The sequence below is a fragment of the Kitasatospora sp. NPDC048365 genome (genome assembly GCF_043200835.1).
Classification (GTDB): domain Bacteria; phylum Actinomycetota; class Actinomycetes; order Streptomycetales; family Streptomycetaceae; genus Kitasatospora; species Kitasatospora terrestris.
Genome location: NZ_JBICYJ010000012.1, coordinates 182,345 through 203,170, shown reverse-complemented (window position 1 = coordinate 203,170; position 20,826 = coordinate 182,345). Strand labels below are relative to the sequence as shown.

The window sequence follows — 20,826 nt, the reverse complement described above, 5'->3', positions numbered from 1 at the left end:
CGGGGAGCCCGGGAGAACGGAGAGCGGCCCCGGACCTGTCCCAGGTCCGGGGCCGCTCTCCGTGCGGGCTCAGAGCAGCCGCAGCAGGCGGGACATGATGGACGGCGGCGCCAGGTCGCGCTGCAGGACCACGGGCACCTCGACCCGGCCGTCGCCGTCACCGGCGCTCAGCGTGCCGACCTGGGTGCCGGCCTTGGCGGTGTGGCCGAGCGTGCCGACCGGCGCGAGGTTCAGCTTCGCGGTGATGCCGGACCAGCCGGCCACCGTCAGGTCCTTGCCGGCGACCAGCGGCACCGTGCCGCCGAGGCCGTCGTCCACGTGGCCGACCACGTCGCCCTGCTTGGCCAGGGTCTGGCCGGCGAGCGCGGACTGCGCGGCGACGTTGATCTTCTGGCTGACCGGCTGCGCGGCGCGCACCAGGCTCGGCTCCTCCTTGGTGGCGGGCTGGCCCAGGGTCACGCCGAGGACCATCCGCTTCACACCGCCGATCTCCTTGTACGCCGCCCACATCAGGCAGGAACCGGCCGGGGTGGAGGAGCCGGTCTTGACGCCGATGTTGCCGTTCTTCCCGAGCAGCGCGTTGGTGTTGAAGATCCGCTGACCGTTGAACCTGGTGTCGGGCTCGGCCACCACCTGGCGGAAGATCTCGTTCTTCATCACCTGCTCGGCCAGCTTCAGCTGGTCCTTGGCGGTCGACTTGGTGTCCGGGTTGTAGCCGGCCGGGTCGACGTAGGTGGTGTTGGTCATGCCGAGCGACTTCGCGGTGTCGTTCATCTTCTGCACGAACGCCGCCTCGGTACCGGAGTCCCACCGGGCGAGCAGCCGGGCCACGTTGTTGGCGGACGGCAGCATCAGCATCTCCAGCGCCTCGTACTCGCTGAGCTGCTGGCCCTCGGTCAGGGTGACCTTGGACTCGTCGGCGTTGGAGGACTCCTGCGCGGCCTGCTTGTCGACGGTGATCGACGGGCCGCTCTCCCCCTTCTTCAGCGGGTGCGCCTGGAGGATCAGGTAGGCGTTCATCACCTTGGTGACCGAGGCGATGGAGGCCGGGGTCTCCGGGCCCGAGCTGCCCAGGCTGCCCACGCCGACCACCTCGGCGGCGGCCTGGCCCTTGGCCGGCCACGGGACGTTCAGCGCGTCACCGGCGAAGGTGTAGGCGTCGGCCAGGCTCAGCTTCGCCCTGGCGTCCGGCAGCGGGCGCAGCAGTTGGACGGAGACCAGCACGGCGAGCACCACGATCAGGAACACCGACCAGACGGTGATCCGCTTCACCGCGCGCCGGGCCGGGGTCATCGGGCGGGCGCTGAGTGCGGCCAGCACCTCCATCGCCTCGATGGTGCTGTCCGGGCCGGGCGGCGGCGGGGCCGGCGCGGCCGGCGGCTCGGACGGCGGCCCGGCCGGCGGCGGCTGCGACGCTCCGCCGGGTGCGGCGGCCGGTCGGGCGGCCGGTTCGGCGGCCTCGCGGGCCGACGCGGCCGGAGCCGCAGGGGCAGCGGGAGCAGCAGGAGCCGCGGGGGCAGCGGGGCGGGTCAGCTTGGCGGTGGCTTCGTGGGCTGGCGTGGCGGCAGCCGCGGGGGCGGCCGGGCGGGTCAGCTTGACGGTGGCCTCGGGGCCCGACGTCGCGGCAGTCCCGGGGGAAGCCCACGAGCGGGGCGGCGCGGCCGGCGCCTCGGCAGCCGGTGCCTCGGCGGCCGATGCGGCGGTGGCGCCGGCGGCGGCCGCAGCGGACGGCCCGGCCGCAGCGGACGGCTCGGGCGCGGCGGTACGGGCGGGCGCGGCGTCGGCCTCGGCCTCGGGGTCCGACGCGGCGGTCCCGGGGGCGGCCGGGCGGGCCGCCGTGGGGGCGGGTTCCCGGGTGGGCTTGGTGGTGCCCTTGAGGGTGGCGCCGGCGGTCTCGCGGCTGTCCCGCATGGCGAGACGCGGGTCGACGCCGGCCGATCGGGCGGGTGCCTCGGTCGCGGGCGGATCGGCGGGGCCGGCCGCGGCCGGCTGCTCCGCCGCCTTGTCCCCGGACCCGGCGGGCGCGGCGTCCGTTGCGGCCCCGGCGCCGGTGTCGGCACCGTCGCCGGCGGCCTTCAGCTGGGCTGAGGCCTTCGGGTCGGTGCCGCCGTCGGCCGCTCCGGCGGGGACGCGGAGCACGGTGGTGGCGTTGTCCTCGCGGACCCGCAGGGTGGTGGTGGCCTGGTCGGTGGGCATCCGCAGCGTGGTGGTGCGGGTGTCCACATCGCGGACGCGCAGCTGCACGGTGGATCCGCTCGGGCCCTCCGGGCCGGCGGGCTCCTCCGCATCGGTCCCCTCGGCATCGGCGGCCTCGACGGCCTCGGCGGCCTCGACGCCGCTTGCCTCCCCGGCCTCGGTGTCCGGCTCGGCCGCCTCGACGCCGTCTCCCTCCCCGGCTTCGACGGCCCCGGCCGCCTCGGCGCCGTCCGCGTCCCCGGCCTCGGTGTCCGGCTCGGCCGCCTCGGGCTCGACCGGCCCGCGCCCGTCTGCCTGCCGCTCATCCTCGGGGGACTCGCCCACTGCCATCCTCCTCACGGTCCGGGCCACCGCCGGACGCCGTACGAAATAACTGTTTCCCGCAGGTTCTCCACCTGCCCCGGCCACCTGTACAGTCTCCGGCACCGGCGGCCGTTGTCCCGGCCGCACCCCGCCCGACCGGCGGTTTTGCCGCCCGTCCGGCCCGTTGCCGGGTCAGACGCCGGGCCGTCGTGTGCCGGTTCCCCGCCGTCCTCCGCAAGGTCACGATTCGGAGGCGTACTCGACAAGCCTGTGTGAGAGGCGTCACGCTGTCATTCATCCACGCGGGGAGGCTTGGATGGGCAGAGGCCGTAGAACAATTCCCGAGGAGCTCCTGCTGCTCGCACTGGACCCGGCCACGGGTACCACGGCGCAGCCGCAGACCCTCGACCTCGGACTCGCCGGGGCGCAGCTCGTGGAGCTGTCCCTGGCCGGAAGGATAGTCCCGGACGGTGACCGGATCGCCGTGGTGGTGCCGCGGCCGACGGGCGACCCGACCCTGGACCACGCACTGGAGCTGCTGCGCCGTCGCGGCAGTCCGGTACGTGCCGCGCACTGGATCGGCGGCCCGCGCCTGGGTCTCCGACAGACGTACCTGGCGCACCTGGAGCGGTGCGGCATGGTGACGGCGGTCGCGGGCCAGGTGTGCGGGGTGCTGCCGACGACGCGGTACCAGGCGTCGGACGACTGCACCAACGCCGCGATCAAGCAGCGGCTGGACACCGCGATCCGCACCGGTGTCCCGCCGGACCCCAGGACGGCCGCACTGGCCGCGCTGGCGCACGCGGTGGGCCTGGGCAAGCACCTGTACCCGGGCAACGAGGGCCGGTCCTCACGGTCCCGGCTGCGCGACCTGATCAGGTACGACCCGCTGGGCGGCATGGTCGCGCACGCGGTGATGGATGTGCAGAACGGTCTGCCGGCCCAGCAGGGCCGGCCGGCGCCCGCTCAGGCGGGCAGGCCGGCCGGGCGCCCCGCCGTGGGCGGGCGCGGGGTTGCCACCCGCGTGGGCGCGCGATGAACGGCGCGCGCCGTTAGCCGGCAGTTCACTTCCCGGGGCGGTCCGCCCGGCGCCGAGGCGCCGGGAGGGCCGCCCCGAGGCGTTCCCGGGCCGGGTGCGCGCCGCCGCGCGGCACGATCGGGCGGTCATCGGCGCGGCTCGGTCCCTTTATCGTTCCGGGTGGACGGACGCAAGGGCCGGTATCCCGTATGAACGTTTTTCCGATGATCTGTTCTACAGCGCTCCAGCGATTCCTGGGCACAGACCGCAGGTGAGATGGCATGCTGCTCCACGTCAGGGGGGTTGGTACCAATTTCCGCACTGTTGCCAGAAGTCCGGCCGGAGGTCGATGTGTCCGCCAGCGTCAATCCCACGGTGCGCCGTAGGCGGCTGGGAGCCGAGCTCCGGCGCCTGCGCGAGGTGAAGGGAATGACTGCCGAGGAGGTCGCCGGCCGCCTGATGGTCTCCCAGTCCAAGATCAGCCGGCTGGAGAACGGCCGACGCTCCATCAGCCAGCGCGACGTCCGCGACCTGTGCGACGTCTACGAGGTCGACGACGAGCGGGTGCGCGCCGGGCTGATGGAGATGGCCCGGGAGTCCCGCCAGCGCGGCTGGTGGCACGAGTTCGGCGACATCCCGTACAGCGTGTACATCGGGCTGGAGGCGGAGGCCTCGTCGATCCGGGCGTACGAGTCCTCGTTCGTGCCGGGCCTGCTGCAGACCCGGGCGTACGCCGAGGCGGTGGTCGCGGGCACCCAGCCGGACACCGAGCCGTCGGCGATCAAGCGCCGGGTGGACGTCCGGCTGAAGCGCCAGCACCGGATATACGGCGAGGACCAGTTGGGCAGCCTCTGGGTCGTCATCGACGAGGCGGTGCTGACCCGCCGGGTGGGCGGGCCCGAGGTGATGGCGGAACAGCTCTTCCAACTGGTGGAGCTGGGCGAGCGGCCGAACATCAACCTCCAGGTCATCCCGTTCAGCCACGGTGCGCATCCCGGCATGACCGGGACATTCTCCCTGATGGAGTTCCCCGAGTCGGCGGATTCGACGGTTGTCTACTTCGAAGGAGTGACGAGCGATCTCTACCTCGAGAAGGACGCCGATGTACGCCGCTATACCAATCTGTACGACCACCTGCGGGCCGCGGCGCTGAGTGTCGCGGAGAGCCGGTCATTGATACACAGCTACGGAGAGGGGTTCATGAAATGAGCAAGTCCACGAGCAACCTGGTCTGGCGCAAGAGCAGCCACAGCGGCGGCAACGGCGCCTGCGTGGAGATCGCCGTGCCGGACACCGCGTCGATCGCGGTCCGCGACTCCAAGGACCCGGAGGGTCCGCAGCTCCGCTTCTCCAACCAGGGCTGGGCCGCCTTCGCCGCCGCCGCCGCGGCGGGCGCCTTCGGCGAGGTCTGATCGCCCCGTACTTCGGTGCCCGCCCCGCTCACGCGGCGGCGGGCACCGCCGTGTCCGGGCCGTCCGCGGTCAGGAGGGGACGGGGTAGCGCCCGGCCCAGGCGGGACTGCTGTGCAGGTCCGGACCGTGCAGCAGCTCCAGCACGAAGTCGTCGGCCAGCTCCAGCAGGGTGCCCCGGCCCTCCAGCTCGGCCACCAGCTCCGGCGGCAGCGCGGTCTCGCCGTGCAGCGCGCCCAGCAGGTTGCCGCAGATCGAGCCGGTGGAGTCGCTGTCCCCGGAGTGGTTGACCGCCAGCAGCAGTCCGCTCTTGACGTCCTCGGCGACCAGCGCGCAGTACAGGCCGATCGCCAGCGCCTCCTCGGCGACCCAGCCCTCGCCCAGTTCCTCGACCCGTTCCGCCGAGGGCGTCCCGGCCCGCACCGCGTCCAGCGCGCCGCGCAGCGCGGCGGTGGTCTCCTCGTGCCGGGGCCGCTCGGAGAGCAGCGCGAGCGCCAGGTGGACCCCCTCCTCCAGGGTGCCGCCGCGGGCCACCGAGTGGACGATCACCGCGAAGGCGCCGGCCGCCAGGTAGCCGGTGGGGTGGCCGTGGGTCAGCACCGAGCACTCCACCGCGAGTTGGAAGACCAGGCCCGGGTCCCAGGCGGTGAGCAGCCCGAACGGCGCGGCCCGCATCACCGTGCCGCAGCCCTTGGAGTGCGGGTTGCGCGGCTCCTCCACGGTGCCCAGCCGCTCGGCGTCCGGCCCGGAGAGGCCGGACAGGCAGGCCTGGCCGGGGGCGCGCCGGGCGTACAGCCACTCCTCGCGGCCCAGCCAGCCGAGGTCGGCGCGGCGCTCGTCCGGTCCCCAGTCCTGCTGGGTGGCGTACCAGCGCAGGTACGCGCGGTGGACGTCGCTCGGCGGGTGCCAGGCGCCGCCGTCCCGGCTGATGTGGGCGCGGATCAGGCCGTCCACCGTCCACATCGTCATCTGGGTGTCGTCGGTGACCGCGCCGCGCCGCCCGTACGCCGGGACGTAGCCGGTGACGCCCCGCTCGCCGTGCTCGGCGCGGATCTTCTCCAGCGGCTCGAACTCGATGCCGGCGCCGAGCGCGTCCCCGATCGCGCCGCCGAGCAGGCAGCCGCGCACCCGGCTGCGGAACTCCTGCTGCTGCGCGCGGGACCACAGTGGCATCACGGGTCGGGGCCTTTCCTCGGGGGCCGGACAGTGGTGCACTGTATTCGAAGATTCCAACCAATCGGGTACCAGTGCCGAACAACAGAACGTCAACAGTCTGTTGCATCGAGGACATCCGCAGGTCACCGAGGTCGGACGCGCGGTCTCTACCGTTCCCGCCCATGACCACCACCACCCGTACCCGGGCCGCGGCCGCCGCCCTGCTGGCCGCCACCCTCGTCGGCACCCCCGCGCTCGCCACCCCCGCCTCCGCCGCCGCGTCCGTCTCCCGGGCCGACCAGCGGCCCGCGCACGGCATCCCCTTCACCGCCGCCACCGCCACCCAGCAGGCCGACGGCAGCTTCACCCTGGCCTGGTCCGCGACCGGCGCCCGCAAGGTCACCGTGTACGCCTCCACCGACCGCGACCACCTCACCGGCCGCGTCCCGGTCGCCCGCGGCGGCGCCTCGGCCACCGTCACCGTGAGCGGCCTCGCCGCCGCCGACCGCTGGTACTTCCGGCTGGTCCCGGACCGCGGCGAGGAGCTCACCGTCGCCGACCGCTCGCTGCACCTCGCCTCCGCCCCGAACTTCCGCGACGCCGGCGGCTACCGCACCGCCGACGGCCACTGGGTGAGGCTCGGCGAGGTCTACCGCTCCGACGACCTCAGCAGGCTGACCGACGAGGACCTCGCCAAGCTGCGCCGCCTCGGCATCCGCACCGTCGTCGACCTGCGCACCCCCGCCGAGCGGCAGGCCGCCCCCGACCGCGTCCCGGCCGGCGCCACCGTCGTCGAGGCCAACGTGCTCGGCGTCCAGGACACCGGCGCGTTCAACGTCACCAGCCCCGCCGCCGCCGAGCAGGCCATGATCGCCGCCGAGCGCACCATGGTCTCCGCGGACAGCGCCAGGGCCGCCTACCGCTCGCTGTTCGCCGCCGTCGGCGAGCGCGGCGCGGTGGTCCTGCACTGCACCGCCGGCAAGGACCGCACCGGCTGGGGCGCCGCCGCCCTGCTCACCGCGCTCGGCGTCGACCGGGCCACCGTCGAGGCCGACTACCTCGCCTCCAACACCTACCGGGCCGAGGCCAACGCCGCCCTGCTCGCCAAGCTGCCGCCCGCCTACCAGGCGGTCTACAAGCCGCTGCTGGACGTCCGCCCGGCCTACCTCGCCGCCGGCTACCAGGAGGTCCAGGACCGTTTCGGCGGCTTCGACGCCTACCTCACCGACGGCCTCGGCCTGGACCGGCACGAGCTGCGGCAGCTGCGCCGCTCCCTGCTGGAGGGCTGACGCCCGTCCGCGGCGGCGGTCAGGCCCGCGTCACCCCGAGGTGCATCCGGTGGTGGCGCGGGCGCTCCGCCTCGTCCAGCAGCGCGAGGGCGAAGTCGCCGTACGCGATCCGGGCCGCCGCGTCGGCCGGGGCCGTGCGGTAGCCGCCGGTCGGCGCGCCGCCGTGGTCGAAGTCGCCGCTCGGGCTGAGCACCAGCCAGTCCAGCCCCGTCGCGGCGAGAGCGTCGCGGCCGGCGGCGTGCGCCAGGTAGAACCCGCGGTACTCCTGCGGGTAGCCCGGGGTGTCCATCAGCGGCGTGCCGGCGGCGTCCGGCAGCACCGACGCCAGCCCCACGAACAGCAGCCGCTCCGCGCCCGCCGACGCCATGCCCTCCCCCAGCGCGCCGGCCGCCGCGGCGAAGAACGCGGCCGGGTCCGCGGCCGGGTCGTACACCGCCGCCAGCACCGCGTCCCGCCCCTCCGCATACCGGGCGACGGCGGCGGCGTCCGTGACGTCACCCGCCACCAGGTGGACGCCCTCGGCCGCCAGGTCCCGGTGCGACTGCGGCTCCCGCACCACCGCGGTCACCGCGTGGCCCCGCCGCACCGCCTCCGCCACCGCCGCCCGCCCGGCCCGGCCGCCGGCCCCGAACACCGTGATTCCACCCATGGGTTGCCTCGCTCTCCCGTCGCGATCTCCGTGTGCCGGAACGCTAACCGGGGGCCCGGTTACCGCCGGGGTACCACCGGGGCCGCGCGGGCTGCGGAAGACTCCGGTCCGGCCCGTCCGGAGCGATCGCGGTACTACCGTGAGGGGGTGACGCGTGCGCCGTTGGATCCCGAGATGTTCGACCCGGTGTGCCCGACGGACCTGATGCCGTTCCGGGTCGGGGACAAGTGGGCAGGCATGATCATCCGTTGTCTGGAGGGCGGCCCGCGCCGGTTCTCCGAGCTGCGGGTGCCGCTGCGCGGGATCACCGCGAAGGTGCTCACCCAGTCGCTGCGGGCCCTGGAGCGGGACGGCTTCGTCAGCCGCCGGGAGCACCGGGGCCCGGTCCGCCACGTCGAGTACGCGCTGACGCCGCTGGGCCGCAGCCTGCTCGGCCCGCTGGACACCGCCTGCGCGTGGGCCGAGCAGCACTGGGACGAGCTGATCGACGCCCGCGAGGCGGGCCTGGAGCAGGCGAACTAGTCGAGCACGGGCAGCAGTTCGGGCAGGTGCCCGTCCGAGGCGAGGGCCGCGGCCCGGCGTTCGGCGGGCACCTCGCCGTAGGTGGTGGTGCGCTGGCGGGCGGGGCGTCCGGCGGCCTCGGCGATCGCCTCCAGGTCGCGGACGGACTTGTAACTGCCGTACGAGGAGCCGGCCATCCGGGAGATGGTCTCCTCCATCAGGGTGCCGCCGAGGTCGTTCGCCCCGGAGCGGAGCATCTCCGCCGCGCCCTCCGCGCCCAGCTTCACCCAGCTGGTCTGGATGTTGCGGATGTGCGGGTGCAGCAGCAGCCGGGCCATCGCGACCACGGCCCGGTTGTCGCGGGCGGTCGGCCCGGGCCGGGCGATCCCGGCGAGGTAGACCGGCGCGTTGGTGTGGATGAACGGCAGCGTCACGAACTCGGTGAACCCGCCGGTGCGCTGCTGGATCTCCGCGAGCAGCCGCAGGTGCCCGAGCCAGTGCGCCGGGGTGTCGACGTGCCCGTACATCATGGTGGACGAGGAGGGCAGGCCCAGCTCGTGGGCGGTGGTGACGACCTCGACCCAGGTGGCGGCGGGCAGCTTGCCCTTGGTGAGCACCCAGCGCACCTCGTCGTCGAGGATCTCCGCCGCCGTGCCCGGGATGGAGTCCAGCCCGGCCTCCTTGGCCCGCGCCAGCCAGTCGCGGATCGACAGCCCGGTGCGGGTCGCCCCGTTGACCACCTCCATCGGCGAGAAGGCGTGCACGTGGATGCCGGGGACGCGGGCCTTCACCGCGCGGGCGATGTCGAAGTACGCGGTGCCGGGCAGGTCCGGGTGGATGCCGCCCTGCATGCAGACCTCGGTGGCGCCCACCTCCCAGGCCTGGGCGGCCCGTTCGGCGACCTGCTCCAGGGAGAGGGTGTACGCGTCGGCGTCGGTGCGGCGCTGGGCGAAGGCGCAGAAGCGGCAGCCGGTGTAGCAGACGTTGGTGAAGTTGATGTTTCGGGTGACGCAGTAGGTGACCTCCTCGCCGACGGTGTCGCGGCGGACCGCGTCGGCGATCCGGCAGAGCGCGTCCAGCGCCGGGCCGTCGGCGTGGAACAGGGCCAGCGCCTGCGCGTCGGTGAGCCGGGTGGGGTCGTCGGCGGCGACGGCGAGCGCGGCCCGCACCTCGCCGTCCGGCCGCTCGGGGGCGCCCTGCTGCGCGGGGACCTGCTCGCGCAGCACCGCCCAGTCGCCGTACACCTCGTCGTAGTCGGCCCGGCGGTCGCCGGTGCGGCCCTCGGTGTCGATGGTGCGGTGCAGGTCGGTGCGGCCGTACGCGGCGGGCAGGTCCTCGGGCTCCTGCCAGGGCAGGCCGACTGGGCGGGCGTCCTCGACGGCGAGCCCGGTCTCCGGGTCGGCGAGGGCGGTGACGTGCGGCAGCAGCCGCGGGTCGAGCCAGGGCTCGCCGCGCCGCAGGTACTCGGGGTAGACGGTGAGGCGTTCGCGCAGCTCGAAGCCGGATTCGGCGGTGCGGGCGGCGAGTTCCTCGATGTGCGGCCAGGGGCGTTCGGGGTTGACGTGGTCGGGGGTGAGCGGCGAGACGCCGCCCCAGTCGTCGATGCCGGCGCCGATGATCAGCGCGTACTCGCGGTCGACCAGGTTCGGCGGGGCCTGGATCCGGGCGGACGGGCCGAGCACCAGGCGGGTGACGGCGATCGCGGCGGCGAGCTCGGTGAGTTCGGCGTCGGGCATGGCCCGCATCGCGGTGTCCGGCTTGGCGCGGAAGTTCTGCACGATCACCTCCTGGACGCCGTGGTACTGCCGGGCGATCCGGCGGATCTCGAACAGCGCCTCGGCCCGCTCCCGGTACGTCTCGCCGATGCCGATCAGCACGCCGGTGGTGAACGGCACCGAGCTGCGCCCGGCGTCCTCCAGCACCCGCAGCCGCACCGCCGGCTCCTTGTCCGGCGAGCCGTGGTGCGGGCCGCCGGGCTCGGACCACAGCCGGGTCGCGGTGGTCTCCAGCATCATGCCCATCGACGGGGCGACCGGCTTGAGCCGCTGGAAGTCGGTCCAGCCGAGCACGCCCGGGTTGAGGTGCGGCAGCAGGCCGGTCTCCTCCAGCACCCGGATCGCCATCGCCCGCACGTACGCCAGGGTGTCGTCGTAGCCGTGCGCGTCCAGCCACTCGCGGGCCTCGGGCCAGCGGTCCTCGGGCCGGTCGCCGAGGGTGAACAGCGCCTCCTTGCAGCCGAGCGCGGCACCCTGACGGGCGATCTCCAGGACCTCGTCCGGGGAGAGGTACATCCCGTGGCCGTCCCGCTTGAGCTTCCCCGGGACGGTGACGAAGGTGCAGTAGTGGCAGCGGTCCCGGCACAGCCGGGTGAGCGGGACGAACACCTTCTTGGAGTAGGTGACCACGCCGGGCCGGCCGGCCGCCGCCAGGCCCGCGTCGCGGACCCGGGCGGCGCTGGCGCACAGGTCGCGCAGGTCCTCGCCACCCGCCTGGAGCAGCACGGCGGCCTCGGCGGTGTCCAGCGCCACGCCGTCGCGGGCGCGGCGCAGCGCGCGGCGCATCGCGTTGGCGGTCGGCGGGGTCGGCGAGGGGTCCGGTGTGTCCATGCAGCGACGATACGCGAGCCTCTCCGCCTCTCGGACTACGTCACCCTGAGGAGGCCTCAGGGTCGACTGCGCCGCCAGACGTACCCCGATCCCACCCTCCGGGTCGATGCCGGGGCCCTTGCGCGGGCCTGTAATGGAAGAGGCAAGGACGACGACCGAGGAGGGGAACATGCTGGAGAACGAGGACACGGCGCAGGCGCCGCAGCAGACACCGCACCGCGCACGTCGGCGGACGGCGGTACGGGTGGCGGTGCCGGTCGCGGTGGCGGCCGCCGTGGCGACCGGTGTCGGCCTGGTGCCGGCACTCGCCAGTGACAGCGCGCCGAGCCTGCCCGCCGTCTCGGCGGAGCAGCTGGTGGCCAAGGTGCTGTCGGCCGACACCGACACGCTGAGCGGCACCGTGAAGATCAGCGCCGACCTGGGGCTGCCCAGCCAGCTGCTGTCGATGGCCGGCGGCGCGAGCCCGGTCCCCGGGCTCGACCTGGGCAGGGCCGGCGGCGGTTCGGGCGGCGGCGGGATCGGCGGCACCGGCATCGCCCCGACCGGGAAGGCGCTGGAGCTGCTCGGCGGCGAGCACGTCATCACGGTCGCGGCCGACGGGCCGGACCGGCAGCGGGTGGTGCTGCCCGGCGGGTACCAGCTGGTGCACAACGGCGACCAGTTCTGGGCGTTCGACGGCAAGCGCAACGAGGGCGTGCACGGCGTCCTGCCCGCCGAGGGCAAGGACGGCGGCAAGGAGGCGCGGCGCGGTCCGGAGGCCGGGGTGCCGACGCCGCAGGAGCTCGCCAAGCGCTTCCTGTCGGCGAGCGCCGGCACCACCACGGTGACCGTGGACGGCACCGAGAAGGTCGCCGACCGGGCCGCCTACCGGCTCAGTGTGAAGCCCGCGCAGCAGGGCTCGACCATCGCCGAGGTGCGGATCTCGGTGGACGCGGAGCGCGGTGTGCCGCTCGGCGTCCAGGTGCGGACGGTGGACGGGTCGAAGGTGTTCGACGCGCACTTCGGCACGGTGGACTTCGCCGCGCCGTCCGCCAAGACCTTCGAGTTCACCGCGCCCAAGGGCGCGAAGGTGACCGAGCAGGGCGACGCGAAGGAGCACTCCGGCGAGATCGCCGCGGCGCTGGAGCAGGCGAAGCAGGAGGCCGCGAAGCAGGGCGCGAAGCCGGACGGCGCCGGGCCCGACACCAAGGTGATCGGCGAGGGGTGGACGTCGGTGCTCTCCGTCGCCGGGGGCGGCCAGGAGGTCGGCTCCGCCGTGAAGATGCTCGGCAAGCCGGTCGGCGGCGGCACGCTGATCTCCACCAAGGTGGTCAACGTGCTGGTGACCGACGACGGCCGGCTGTTCGCGGGCGCGGTGACCCTGCCGACCCTGCAGAACGCCGCCAAGTAGGCACCGCCGCGCGGCGGCCGCGGGCCCGGGGAGCACGTCTCCCCGGGCCCGTGCGCGTGCCCGGGTTCAGCGGTGCCCGCGGGAGGCGGCGGCGGCGAGCGCCAGCAGGGGCAGCCGGTCGGGGGCGATCAGGAAGAGCGGGGCGTGGTCGCGGCAGATCAGCCGGATGCCGGCGGTCAGGCCGTGGAGGCGGGCGCGGTAGGAGCCCTTGAGGTCGACCCGGTCGAGCCGGTACGGCGGTTCGAGGAGGACGGCGGGGCCGCCCGGGCTCTGCCAGCAGATCGTGGCGGCACCGGGGTTGACGATCAGTTCGCCGGTCTCGGAGATACTGCGTTCGCGCCGCACGGCGGGAACGCGAACCGGCTGGTCCGCGCCCGCCCGGGCTCGTGCGGCACGCCGGAACGGACGGGTGGCAGGCCCGATGAGGTGGACCATGGCGAGCTCTCCAGGGACACGCGCCGAGCGGCGGGTGGGTTCAGGACCCGCACGTTAGCAGGCCACCCCTCCGCTTGAGGAGATCCGGAGTGCGAGGTTCTCCTCGTGCGCGCCTTCCCGCCCCTTGACGTGCACGGCGCCTGACGGTGGGATTGAGCGCCGCCCCCGCGCCCCCGCCTGTCCTGCCGCCTTCGTCCATCCCGGGAGTACCGTGCCGATCAGCCGTCGAAGTCTTCTGCTGGGCGGCGGCGCCCTGGCGACGTTGGGCGTGGTCTCGCGGTGCGGCCGGGCGACCGCCGCCAGGGCCGAGGCCGCGGGCCCCGCGGGCCTGTTGGAGGTGTGCACGCCCTGGTCGACGGGCCCGGAGGCGAACGGCCTGCTGGCGCTGCTCGCGGACTTCAAGGGCCGGGCGCCGAACGTGACCTTCGTGCCGGCCCCCGCGGGCGCGGACCCGGCCGCCCGGATGGCCGCCGGGAACCCGCCGGACTGCTTCCTGACCCGGGGCGGCGCGGAGCTGTCGGCGTACGCCGCCGCGGGCCGGCTGGAGCCGCTGGACGCGCTGTACGACCGGGAGGGCTGGGCCGAGCGGCTGCCGGACGGGCTGCTCCCCCGCCTCGGCGTGGGGCCGGTCAGGTACGCCGTCCCGGTGGGCGTGCGCCGCACCAACCTGCTCTGGTCCTCCTCCGCCGTGGTCGCCGGGGCGGACGCGGACCCGACGCCGCGGACCCTCCCGGCCCTGCTGGACGCGCTGCGCAAGGTCGCCGCGACCGGCTGCCACGGGCTGGCGCTGGGCGGCCCGGAGTGCCTGGAGCAGCTGCTGGAGACGGTGCTGCTGGACGCGCTCGGCCCGGAGGCCTGGACCGCGCTGTGGCAGGACGGCCGGGGCTGGTCGACGCCGCGGGTGGCGACCGCGCTGCGCTGGCTGGACGAGCTGCTGGGGTACTCCAACCTGGCGTACGGCGGCCCGACGCCGGGCACCTGGGCGGACGCCACCCGGCTGCTGGGATCCGGACAGGCCGGCTACCAGCTGACCGGCGACTGGGCCGAGGGCATGCTGCGGGAGGTGCTGGGGCTGCGGGCGTTCAGCGGCTACCGCTGGGTCGCGGCGCCCGGTACGGACCGGGTGTACCAGTGCCGGGTGGACGCGTTCGCGCTGCCCCGGGGGGCGAGACACCGGGACGCGGCGCTGGTGTGGCTCGCCGAGTGCGGCAGTTCGGACGGCCAGCTGGCGCTGAACGGGGCGCGCGGCGCCGTCCCGGCCCGGATCGACCTGCCGGCCACCGCCCGGACGCTGTTCGGCCCGTACCCGCGCTGGTCGTTGGAGGAGTGGGGGGTGCTGCCGCCGCTGGACTCGCTCGCGCACGGCGGGCTGGTCGGGCCGTCCCGCCGCGCCGGGATCGACGCGGCGCTGGCCGAGTACGTGGAGCAGCGCGACCCGGACCGGCTGCGGATGGCCCTGTCCGGCTGACCCGGGCGGGCCGGGGTCAGCCGGCCGCGCGGTCGTACTGCGGGACGGGCAGCGGCACGGCGGCGGCGGCCAGGCGGTCGGCGCGGACCCGGCGCAGCGCGTCCCAGGTGAGCACCGCGAGGGCGGCCCACACCAGGGTGAAGCCGGCCCAGCGGGCGGGCGGCATGGACTCGTGGAAGACCAGGACGCCGATCGAGAACTGGAACACCGGGGCCAGGTACTGCAGCAGGCCGAGGGTGGTCAGCGGGACGCGGAGCGCGGCGGCGCCGAAGCACATCAGCGGGACGGCGGTGATCAGCCCGCTGAGGACCAGCAGCGCCGAGTGGCCCCAGCCGTACTCGCCGGGCACGGTCCGGAAGAGGGTGCCCTGGCCGTGGGCGGCGAGCCAGATCAGGTAGCCGACCGCGAACGGGAACATCGCGGCGGTCTCCAGCGCGAGGCTCTCCAGGCCGCCGAGCGCGACCTTCTTCTTCAGCAGGCCGTAGCTGCCGAAGGAGAAGGCGAGGACGAGCGCGATCCACGGCGGCCGGCCGTAGGCGAGGGTCAGCACGGCGACGGCCGCCGCGCCGATGCCGACCGCGAACCACTGGGCGCGGCGCAGGCGCTCGCGCAGCAGCAGGACGCCGAAGGCGATGGTGACCAGCGGGTTGATGAAGTAGCCGAGGCTGGTCTCGACGACGTGGCCGGAGTTGACGCCCCAGATGTAGACGCCCCAGTTGAGGGAGATCACCGCGGCGGCGAGGACCGAGAGGGCGAGCCGGCGGGGCTGGGCGAGCAGCGGGCGGATCCACGCCCAGCGCCGCTGGACCAGCATCATCACCGCGACCGCGACCAGCGACCAGGTCATCCGGTTGGCGAGGATGTCGACCGCTCCGGCGGGTTCCAGCAGCGGCCAGAAGAGCGGGAAGAGCCCCCAGATGCCGTAGGCCGCGAAGCCGTTCCAGAGCCCGGCCCGGGCCTCCCGCCCCGTGCTTGTCGCCATGCCGGCCACCCTCCGCGCGCGCTGTTGCTCCGGTCGAACGGTAGCGGCCCGGAGGGCGGACTGTCATCTCCGTATCCACCTTTTGGTCATGACAGTTGCGTCACGGCCCCCGACCTGCGGAATCAGCCCGCCAGCGCGGCCTTCACCGTCTCGGCCAGCGGCGTGGTCGGGCGGCCGATCAGCCCGCTCAGCACCCCCCGGTCCCGGGCCAGCTCGCCGCGCGCGATGGCGGCGTCCACGTCCACCAGGATGTCCGCGAAGACCTCCGGCACCCCGGCGCCGACCAGCGCCGCCCGGTGCTCCCCGGCACCGACGTTGCGGTACGCCACCGGGCGGCCCGAGGCGGCGGCCAGCTCCGCCGCGTACTCCGAGAACGACCAGGCGGTGTCACCGCTCAGCTCGTACGCCCGGCCCTCGTGGCCCTCGCCGGTGAGCACCGCGACCGCCGCGTCCGCGAAGTCCTGCCGGGAGGCGGTGGCGATCCGGGCGTCGCCGCTGCTGCCGAGCACCGTGCCGTGCTCGATCGCGGCGGCCGCGTTCGCGGTGTAGTTCTCGGTGTACCAGCCGTTGCGCAGGAAGGTGTACGGCAGCCCGGAGGCGCGGATCACCGCCTCGGTCGCCTTGTGCTCGTCCGCGAGCGCGAAGCCCGCCTCGTCCCCGCCCAGCACGCCGGTGTAGACGAGCCGCGCCACGCCCGCGGCCTTCGCCGCCTCCACCACGGCGGTGTGCTGCGGCACCCGGGCACCGACCTCGCTGCCGGAGATCAGCAGCACCCGGTCGCCCGCGCCGAACGCCGCCGCCAGCGTCCCGGGCCGCCCGTAGTCCACCTCGCGCACGGCCACCCCGCGCCCGGCCCAGTCGGCGGCCTTCTCCGGCGAGCGCACCGCCACCGCCAGTTCGGCGGCGGGCACCTTCGCCAGCAGGCCCTCCACGACCAGGCGGCCCAGCTGTCCGGTGGCACCGGTGACGACGATCATGTCCTTGCTCCCTCGTTCGTTTCCGCTTCGACAACGAACGTAGGCGAGGCACTAACTATTGGTAAGTACGCACTTTGAAGTACGGTACTGACGTGAAGGTGAGTGAGACCGTCCCGGACCTGTACGACCGCAACTGCCCGCACCGCCTGGTGCTGGAGCACGTCACCAGCAAGTGGGGCGTCCTCGTGCTGTCCGCCCTCCAGGACCGCGGCCACCGCTTCAGCGAGCTCCGCCGCCGGGTCGCCGGGGTCAGCGAGAAGATGCTCGCGCAGACCCTGCAGACCCTGGAGCGCGACGGCCTGGTCCACCGCGAGGCGCACCCCGTCATCCCGCCCCGGGTCGACTACACCCTCACCCCGCTCGGCCGCGAGGCCGCCGAGGCGCTCAGCAGCCTCACCCGCTGGGTCGCCCTGCGGATGGACGACGTCGACGCCGCCCGCGAGCGCTACGACGCACACCGGTGAAAGGCCGGGGGCGCGAGGAGCTGCGCGTCCGGCCGTGCGCCCCGGGAGAGCGGTGGCCGGTCGCGCAGTTCCTCGCGCCCCTGTCGGGCCGCTAGACGACTGCCCAGGTGTCGTTGCCGGTGAGGAGGCCGGCCAGGTCGCCCCGGCCCTTCTCGGTGGCGGCGCGGGCCAGCTGGTCGGCCATCAGGGTGTCGTAGACCGGCCGGCCGACGGAGCGCAGGACCCCGATCGGGGTGTGGTGCAGGGTGTCCGCGTCGGCGAGCCGGGTGAGCGCGAAGGCGGTGGCGGGGCCGGCCGCGCCGGCGTCGTGGACCAGCAGGCGGTCCCGGTTGCCGTCGGTCACCGTGTCCACGTACAGCTCGCCGTCCGGGCGGCGGAAGACGCCCTGGTCGGTGCCGAAGCGGATCGGCTGCCCGTGTTCGAGGCGGATCAGCGCCTCGTCCCGGGTGCCGGGCTCCTTGAGCACCTCGAACGCGCCGTCGTTGAAGATGTTGCAGTTCTGGTAGATCTCCACCAGCGCCGTGCCCTCGTGCTCGGCGGCGGCCCGCAGCACCGAGGTCAGGTGCTGCCGGTCGGAGTCGATGGTGCGGGCGACGAAGGTCGCCTCCGCGCCGATCGCCAGCGACAGCGGGTTGAACGGGGCGTCCAGCGAGCCCATCGGGGTGGACTTGGTGATCTTCCCGACCTCGCTGGTCGGGGAGTACTGGCCCTTGGTCAGCCCGTAGATCCGGTTGTTGAACAGCAGGATCTTCAGGTTGACGTTGCGGCGCAGCGCGTGGATCAGGTGGTTGCCGCCGATCGACAGCGCGTCGCCGTCGCCGGTGACCACCCACACCGACAGGTCGGGGCGGGAGGCGGCCAGGCCGGTGGCGATCGCCGGGGCGCGGCCGTGGATGGAGTGCATCCCGTAGGTGTTCATGTAGTACGGGAAGCGCGAGGAGCAGCCGATGCCGGAGACGAAGACGGTGTTCTCCCGGCGGATGCCGAGCTCCGGCATGAAGGACTGGACGGCCGCCAGGATGGCGTAGTCACCGCAGCCCGGGCACCAGCGCACCTCCTGGTCGGTCTTGAAGTCCTTGGCGGTCTGCGGCTCGTCGCTCCTGGGCACCAGCCGGAGCGAGGGGAAGCGGTGCTGCTGCTCGGTCATCGATTGTCCTCCTCGTCCAGGTTGCCGATCGCGGCCCACAGCACGTCCGCCAGCTGGGCCGCCTTGAAGGGGAGTCCGCGCACCTGGTTGTAGGACTGGGCGTCCACCAGGTACTTGGCGCGCAGCAGCAGGGCGAGCTGGCCGAGGTTCATCTCCGGCACGATCACCTTGTCGTAGCCGCGCAGGACCGCGCCGAGGTTGGCGGGGAAGGGGTTGAGGTTGCGCAGGTGCGCCTGGGCGACCGCGCCGCCGTCCGCCCGGACCCGGCGGGCCGCCGCCGCGATCGGGCCGTAGGTGGAGCCCCAGCCGAGCACCAGGACGCGGGCGTTGCCGCCGGGGTCGTCGACCACCAGGTCGGGGACGGTGATGCCGTCCACCTTGGCCTGCCGGGTGCGGACCATGAAGTCGTGGTTGGCCGGGTCGTAGGAGATGTTGCCGGTGCCGTCCTGCTTCTCGATGCCGCCGATCCGGTGTTCCAGTCCGGGCGTACCGGGGACGGCCCAGGGACGGGCCAGGGTCGCCGGGTCGCGCAGGTAGGGCCAGAAGGTGCCGTCCGGGCGGTTCGGCTCGGTGGTGAACTCCACCGTCAGGTCCGGGAGTTCCTCGACGTCGGGGATCTTCCACGGCTCGGAGCCGTTGGCCAGGTAGCCGTCCGAGAGCAGGAAGACCGGGGTGCGGTAGGTCAGCGCGATCCGGGCCGCCTCCAGGGCGGCGGTGAAGCACTCGGCCGGCGTCGCCGGGGCGACGATCGGCACCGGCGCCTCGCCGTTGCGGCCGAACATCGCCTGCAGCAGGTCCGCCTGCTCGGTCTTGGTCGGCAGGCCGGTGGACGGGCCGCCGCGCTGGATGTCCACCACCAGCAGCGGCAGCTCCAGCGAGACGGCCAGGCCGATGGTCTCCGACTTCAGCGCCACCCCGGGCCCGGAGGTGGTGGTGACGCCCAGCGCGCCGCCGAACGCCGCGCCGAGCGCCGCGCCGATGCCGGCGATCTCGTCCTCCGCCTGGAAGGTCCGCACGCCGAAGTTCTTGTGCTTGGACAGTTCGTGCAGGATGTCGGAGGCCGGGGTGATCGGGTACGAGCCGAGGAACAGCGGCAGCCCGGAGCGCTCCGCGGCGGCGATCAGGCCGTAGGAGAGCGCCAGGTTGCCGGAGATGTTGCGGTAGGTGCCCGGCGGCAGCGAGGCCGGGGAGATCTCGTACGAGACCGCGAAGTCCTCGGTGGTCTCGCCGAAGTTCCAACCGGCCCGGAACGCCGCGATGTTGGCCTCGGCGATGTCCGGCTTCTTGGCGAACTTCTGGCGCAGGAAGGTCTCGGTGCCGTGCGTCGGCCGGTGGTACATCCAGGACAGCAGGCCGAGCGCGAACATGTTCTTCGCCCGCTCGGCGTCCTTGCGGGCCAGGCCGCTGTCCTTGAGCGCCTCCAGGGTCAGCGTGGTCAGCGGCACCTTGTGCAGGTGGTACGCCTCCAGCGAGCCGTCGCCGAGCGGATCGGCCGCGTAGCCGACCTTGGCCAGCGCCCGTTTGGTGAACTCGTCCGTGTTGACGATGATCTCGGCGCCGCGCGGCAGGTCGGGCAGGTTGGCCTTGAGGGCGGCCGGGTTCATCGCGACCAGCACGTTCGGCGCGTCGCCCGGGGTGAGGATGTCGTGGTCGGCGAAGTGCAGCTGGAAGGACGACACGCCGGGCAGGGTGCCGGCGGGCGCCCGGATCTCGGCGGGGAAGTTCGGCAGCGTGGAGAGGTCGTTTCCGAACGACGCCGTCTCGGAGGTGAAGCGGTCACCGGTGAGCTGCATGCCGTCACCGGAGTCACCGGCGAACCGGATGATCACCCGGTCCAGCCGCCGGATCGGCTTCGCCGGCCGACCGTGGCGTCCTGGCGGGGAGACCGGGCCCGACCGGCCTTCCCCGTCCGAACCGTCCACTGCCTCTGACTGATCGACCTGACTGGTCACTGCCGCGGACCTCCTCGTGGGCGCCAGCCGCGGGCGTGAGCCGTGTGCCCCGTCCGCCTGGTGCACCGAATCGCATCCTAAGCGGGCCGAGCTTGGCTGGAGGGGAACTCAGGCACACGGCCCGGCGCCGTCGGACCCCACCGGACGCTTCTTTCCCCTACGACCAGGTACAACGCGTCACCGGCCGCCGAACTTCCCCGGGCAGGCGCGGTCAGGACTCCAGGTAGGTCAGCACCGCCAGGACCCGGCGGTGGTCGTCCGTACTCTGACCGAGGCCGAACTTCTGGAAGATGTTCGACACGTGCTTCTCCACCGCGCCGTCGGAGACCACCAGCTGCTTGGCGATCGCCGCGTTGCTGCGGCCCTCCGCCATCAGACCCAGCACCTCCCGCTCGCGCGGGGTCAGCCCGGCCAGCGAGTCGCCCTGCCGGCTGCGGCTGAGCAGCTGCTGCACCACCTCCGGGTCCAGCACGGTGCCGCCCCCGGCCACCCGGACCACCGCGTCGGCGAACTCGCGGACCTCCGCCACCCGGTCCTTCAGCAGGTAACCGACCCCCCGGGTGGAGCCCGCCAGCAGCTCGCCGGCGTAGCGCTCCTCCACGTACTGCGACAGCACCAGCACACCCAGCAGCGGGTACCGGGCGCGCAGCGCCACGCAGGCCCGCACGCCCTCGTCGGTGTGGGTGGGGGGCATCCGGACGTCCGCCACGACGACGTCGGGCAGCGCGTCGGCGGCGGCCAGCTCGTCCACCGTCTTCAGCAGCGCCTCGCCGTCCCCGACCCCGGCGACGACCTCCATCCCCCGGTCCGTCAGCAGCCGCGTCAGCCCCTCCCGGAGCAGTACCGAATCCTCGGCGATCACCACTCGCAACATGGGGGTCAGAC

General features: G+C 74.1%; 18 protein-coding genes. 8 read left to right on the top strand and 10 right to left on the bottom strand.

Going from position 1 to position 20,826, the window contains the following annotated elements; all coding sequences use genetic code 11:
- Positions 1 to 69: 69 nt before the first annotated feature.
- Positions 70 to 2,520, bottom strand: a complete 2,451-nt coding sequence (locus ACGFX4_RS15425; RefSeq protein ID WP_393073555.1) for a hypothetical protein — start codon at positions 2,518 to 2,520, stop codon at positions 70 to 72.
- A gap of 295 nt (positions 2,521 to 2,815) precedes the next feature.
- On the opposite strand from ACGFX4_RS15425, the gene ACGFX4_RS15420 reads away from it, so the two are divergent.
- The 3 genes from ACGFX4_RS15420 to ACGFX4_RS15410 all read left to right on the top strand — a co-directional run bounded on the left by ACGFX4_RS15420 (position 2,816) and on the right by ACGFX4_RS15410 (position 4,929).
- A complete protein-coding gene (locus tag ACGFX4_RS15420; protein ID WP_393073552.1) occupies positions 2,816 to 3,538 on the top strand; it encodes a GPP34 family phosphoprotein in 723 nt (240 codons plus the stop codon).
- A gap of 330 nt (positions 3,539 to 3,868) precedes the next feature.
- The gene (locus ACGFX4_RS15415; RefSeq protein ID WP_345698636.1) at positions 3,869 to 4,726 is read left to right on the top strand and encodes a helix-turn-helix transcriptional regulator; all 858 of its coding nucleotides are present in this window, start codon (positions 3,869 to 3,871) and stop codon (positions 4,724 to 4,726) included.
- Positions 4,723 to 4,929, top strand: coding sequence for a DUF397 domain-containing protein (locus ACGFX4_RS15410; RefSeq protein ID WP_345698635.1), 207 nt, complete (start codon positions 4,723 to 4,725; stop codon positions 4,927 to 4,929). Before ACGFX4_RS15415 ends, ACGFX4_RS15410 begins: the two co-directional genes overlap by 4 nt.
- A 69-nt stretch (positions 4,930 to 4,998) precedes the next feature.
- Here the strand turns inward: ACGFX4_RS15410 and ACGFX4_RS15405 are convergent, their stop codons facing one another.
- The gene (locus tag ACGFX4_RS15405) at positions 4,999 to 6,099 is read right to left on the bottom strand and encodes an ADP-ribosylglycohydrolase family protein (protein WP_393073615.1); all 1,101 of its coding nucleotides are present in this window, start codon (positions 6,097 to 6,099) and stop codon (positions 4,999 to 5,001) included.
- Positions 6,100 to 6,263: 164 nt separating this feature from the next.
- Here ACGFX4_RS15405 and ACGFX4_RS15400 point away from each other — a divergent pair, with 164 nt between their 5' ends.
- Entirely contained in the window at positions 6,264 to 7,370 is a 1,107-nt protein-coding gene (locus ACGFX4_RS15400) for a tyrosine-protein phosphatase (protein WP_393073547.1), read from the top strand.
- Between the two features lie 19 nt (positions 7,371 to 7,389).
- On the opposite strand, the gene ACGFX4_RS15395 is transcribed toward ACGFX4_RS15400, so the two are convergent.
- The gene (locus tag ACGFX4_RS15395) at positions 7,390 to 8,019 is read right to left on the bottom strand and encodes an NAD(P)-dependent oxidoreductase (RefSeq protein ID WP_393073544.1); all 630 of its coding nucleotides are present in this window, start codon (positions 8,017 to 8,019) and stop codon (positions 7,390 to 7,392) included.
- A 174-nt stretch (positions 8,020 to 8,193) separates the two neighbouring features.
- Between ACGFX4_RS15395 and ACGFX4_RS15390 the strand changes: the two genes are divergently transcribed.
- On the top strand, positions 8,194 to 8,541 hold the full coding sequence (locus ACGFX4_RS15390) for a winged helix-turn-helix transcriptional regulator (RefSeq protein ID WP_393073612.1): 348 nt from the start codon (positions 8,194 to 8,196) through the stop codon (positions 8,539 to 8,541).
- Here the strand turns inward: ACGFX4_RS15390 and ACGFX4_RS15385 are convergent.
- Positions 8,538 to 11,126 carry a bifunctional FO biosynthesis protein CofGH gene (locus ACGFX4_RS15385; RefSeq protein WP_393073541.1) on the bottom strand — a complete coding sequence of 863 codons (2,589 nt, stop codon included), beginning with the start codon at positions 11,124 to 11,126 and terminating at the stop codon, positions 8,538 to 8,540. The two genes, ACGFX4_RS15390 and ACGFX4_RS15385, sit on opposite strands and share 4 nt — an antisense overlap.
- Before the next feature lie 169 nt (positions 11,127 to 11,295).
- Between ACGFX4_RS15385 and ACGFX4_RS15380 the strand changes: the two genes are divergently transcribed.
- Entirely contained in the window at positions 11,296 to 12,516 is a 1,221-nt protein-coding gene (locus ACGFX4_RS15380) for an outer membrane lipoprotein carrier protein LolA (RefSeq protein WP_393073538.1), read from the top strand.
- Between the two features lie 66 nt (positions 12,517 to 12,582).
- On the opposite strand, the gene ACGFX4_RS15375 is transcribed toward ACGFX4_RS15380, so the two are convergent.
- Positions 12,583 to 12,861 carry a hypothetical protein gene (locus ACGFX4_RS15375; protein ID WP_393073535.1) on the bottom strand — a complete coding sequence of 93 codons (279 nt, stop codon included), beginning with the start codon at positions 12,859 to 12,861 and terminating at the stop codon, positions 12,583 to 12,585.
- Between the two features lie 301 nt (positions 12,862 to 13,162).
- Between ACGFX4_RS15375 and ACGFX4_RS15370 the strand changes: the two genes are divergently transcribed.
- The gene (locus tag ACGFX4_RS15370; RefSeq protein ID WP_393073532.1) at positions 13,163 to 14,419 is read left to right on the top strand and encodes an ABC transporter substrate-binding protein; all 1,257 of its coding nucleotides are present in this window, start codon (positions 13,163 to 13,165) and stop codon (positions 14,417 to 14,419) included.
- A 16-nt stretch (positions 14,420 to 14,435) separates the two neighbouring features.
- On the opposite strand, the gene rarD is transcribed toward ACGFX4_RS15370, so the two are convergent.
- Positions 14,436 to 15,401, bottom strand: coding sequence for an EamA family transporter RarD (gene rarD, locus ACGFX4_RS15365; RefSeq protein WP_393073529.1), 966 nt, complete (start codon positions 15,399 to 15,401; stop codon positions 14,436 to 14,438).
- 122 nt (positions 15,402 to 15,523) lie between these two features.
- Positions 15,524 to 16,378 (bottom strand): SDR family oxidoreductase, encoded by an 855-nt coding sequence (locus ACGFX4_RS15360; RefSeq protein WP_393073526.1) that lies wholly within the window; start codon positions 16,376 to 16,378, stop codon positions 15,524 to 15,526.
- 92 nt (positions 16,379 to 16,470) lie between these two features.
- Between ACGFX4_RS15360 and ACGFX4_RS15355 the strand changes: the two genes are divergently transcribed.
- Positions 16,471 to 16,842: a winged helix-turn-helix transcriptional regulator gene (locus ACGFX4_RS15355; protein WP_393073523.1), complete on the top strand. Its 372-nt coding sequence runs from the start codon at positions 16,471 to 16,473 to the stop codon at positions 16,840 to 16,842.
- A gap of 91 nt (positions 16,843 to 16,933) precedes the next feature.
- Here ACGFX4_RS15355 and ACGFX4_RS15350 read toward each other — a convergent pair whose 3' ends face one another.
- From ACGFX4_RS15350 to ACGFX4_RS15340, 3 genes are all read right to left on the bottom strand, one after another.
- The gene (locus ACGFX4_RS15350) at positions 16,934 to 17,989 is read right to left on the bottom strand and encodes a 2-oxoacid:ferredoxin oxidoreductase subunit beta (protein WP_393073520.1); all 1,056 of its coding nucleotides are present in this window, start codon (positions 17,987 to 17,989) and stop codon (positions 16,934 to 16,936) included.
- The gene (locus ACGFX4_RS15345; RefSeq protein ID WP_393073610.1) at positions 17,986 to 19,911 is read right to left on the bottom strand and encodes a 2-oxoacid:acceptor oxidoreductase subunit alpha; all 1,926 of its coding nucleotides are present in this window, start codon (positions 19,909 to 19,911) and stop codon (positions 17,986 to 17,988) included. The genes ACGFX4_RS15350 and ACGFX4_RS15345 overlap by 4 nt, the downstream gene beginning before the upstream one ends.
- Before the next feature lie 241 nt (positions 19,912 to 20,152).
- Positions 20,153 to 20,812 carry a response regulator transcription factor gene (locus ACGFX4_RS15340; RefSeq protein ID WP_345701940.1) on the bottom strand — a complete coding sequence of 220 codons (660 nt, stop codon included), beginning with the start codon at positions 20,810 to 20,812 and terminating at the stop codon, positions 20,153 to 20,155.
- Positions 20,813 to 20,826 lie beyond the last annotated feature (14 nt).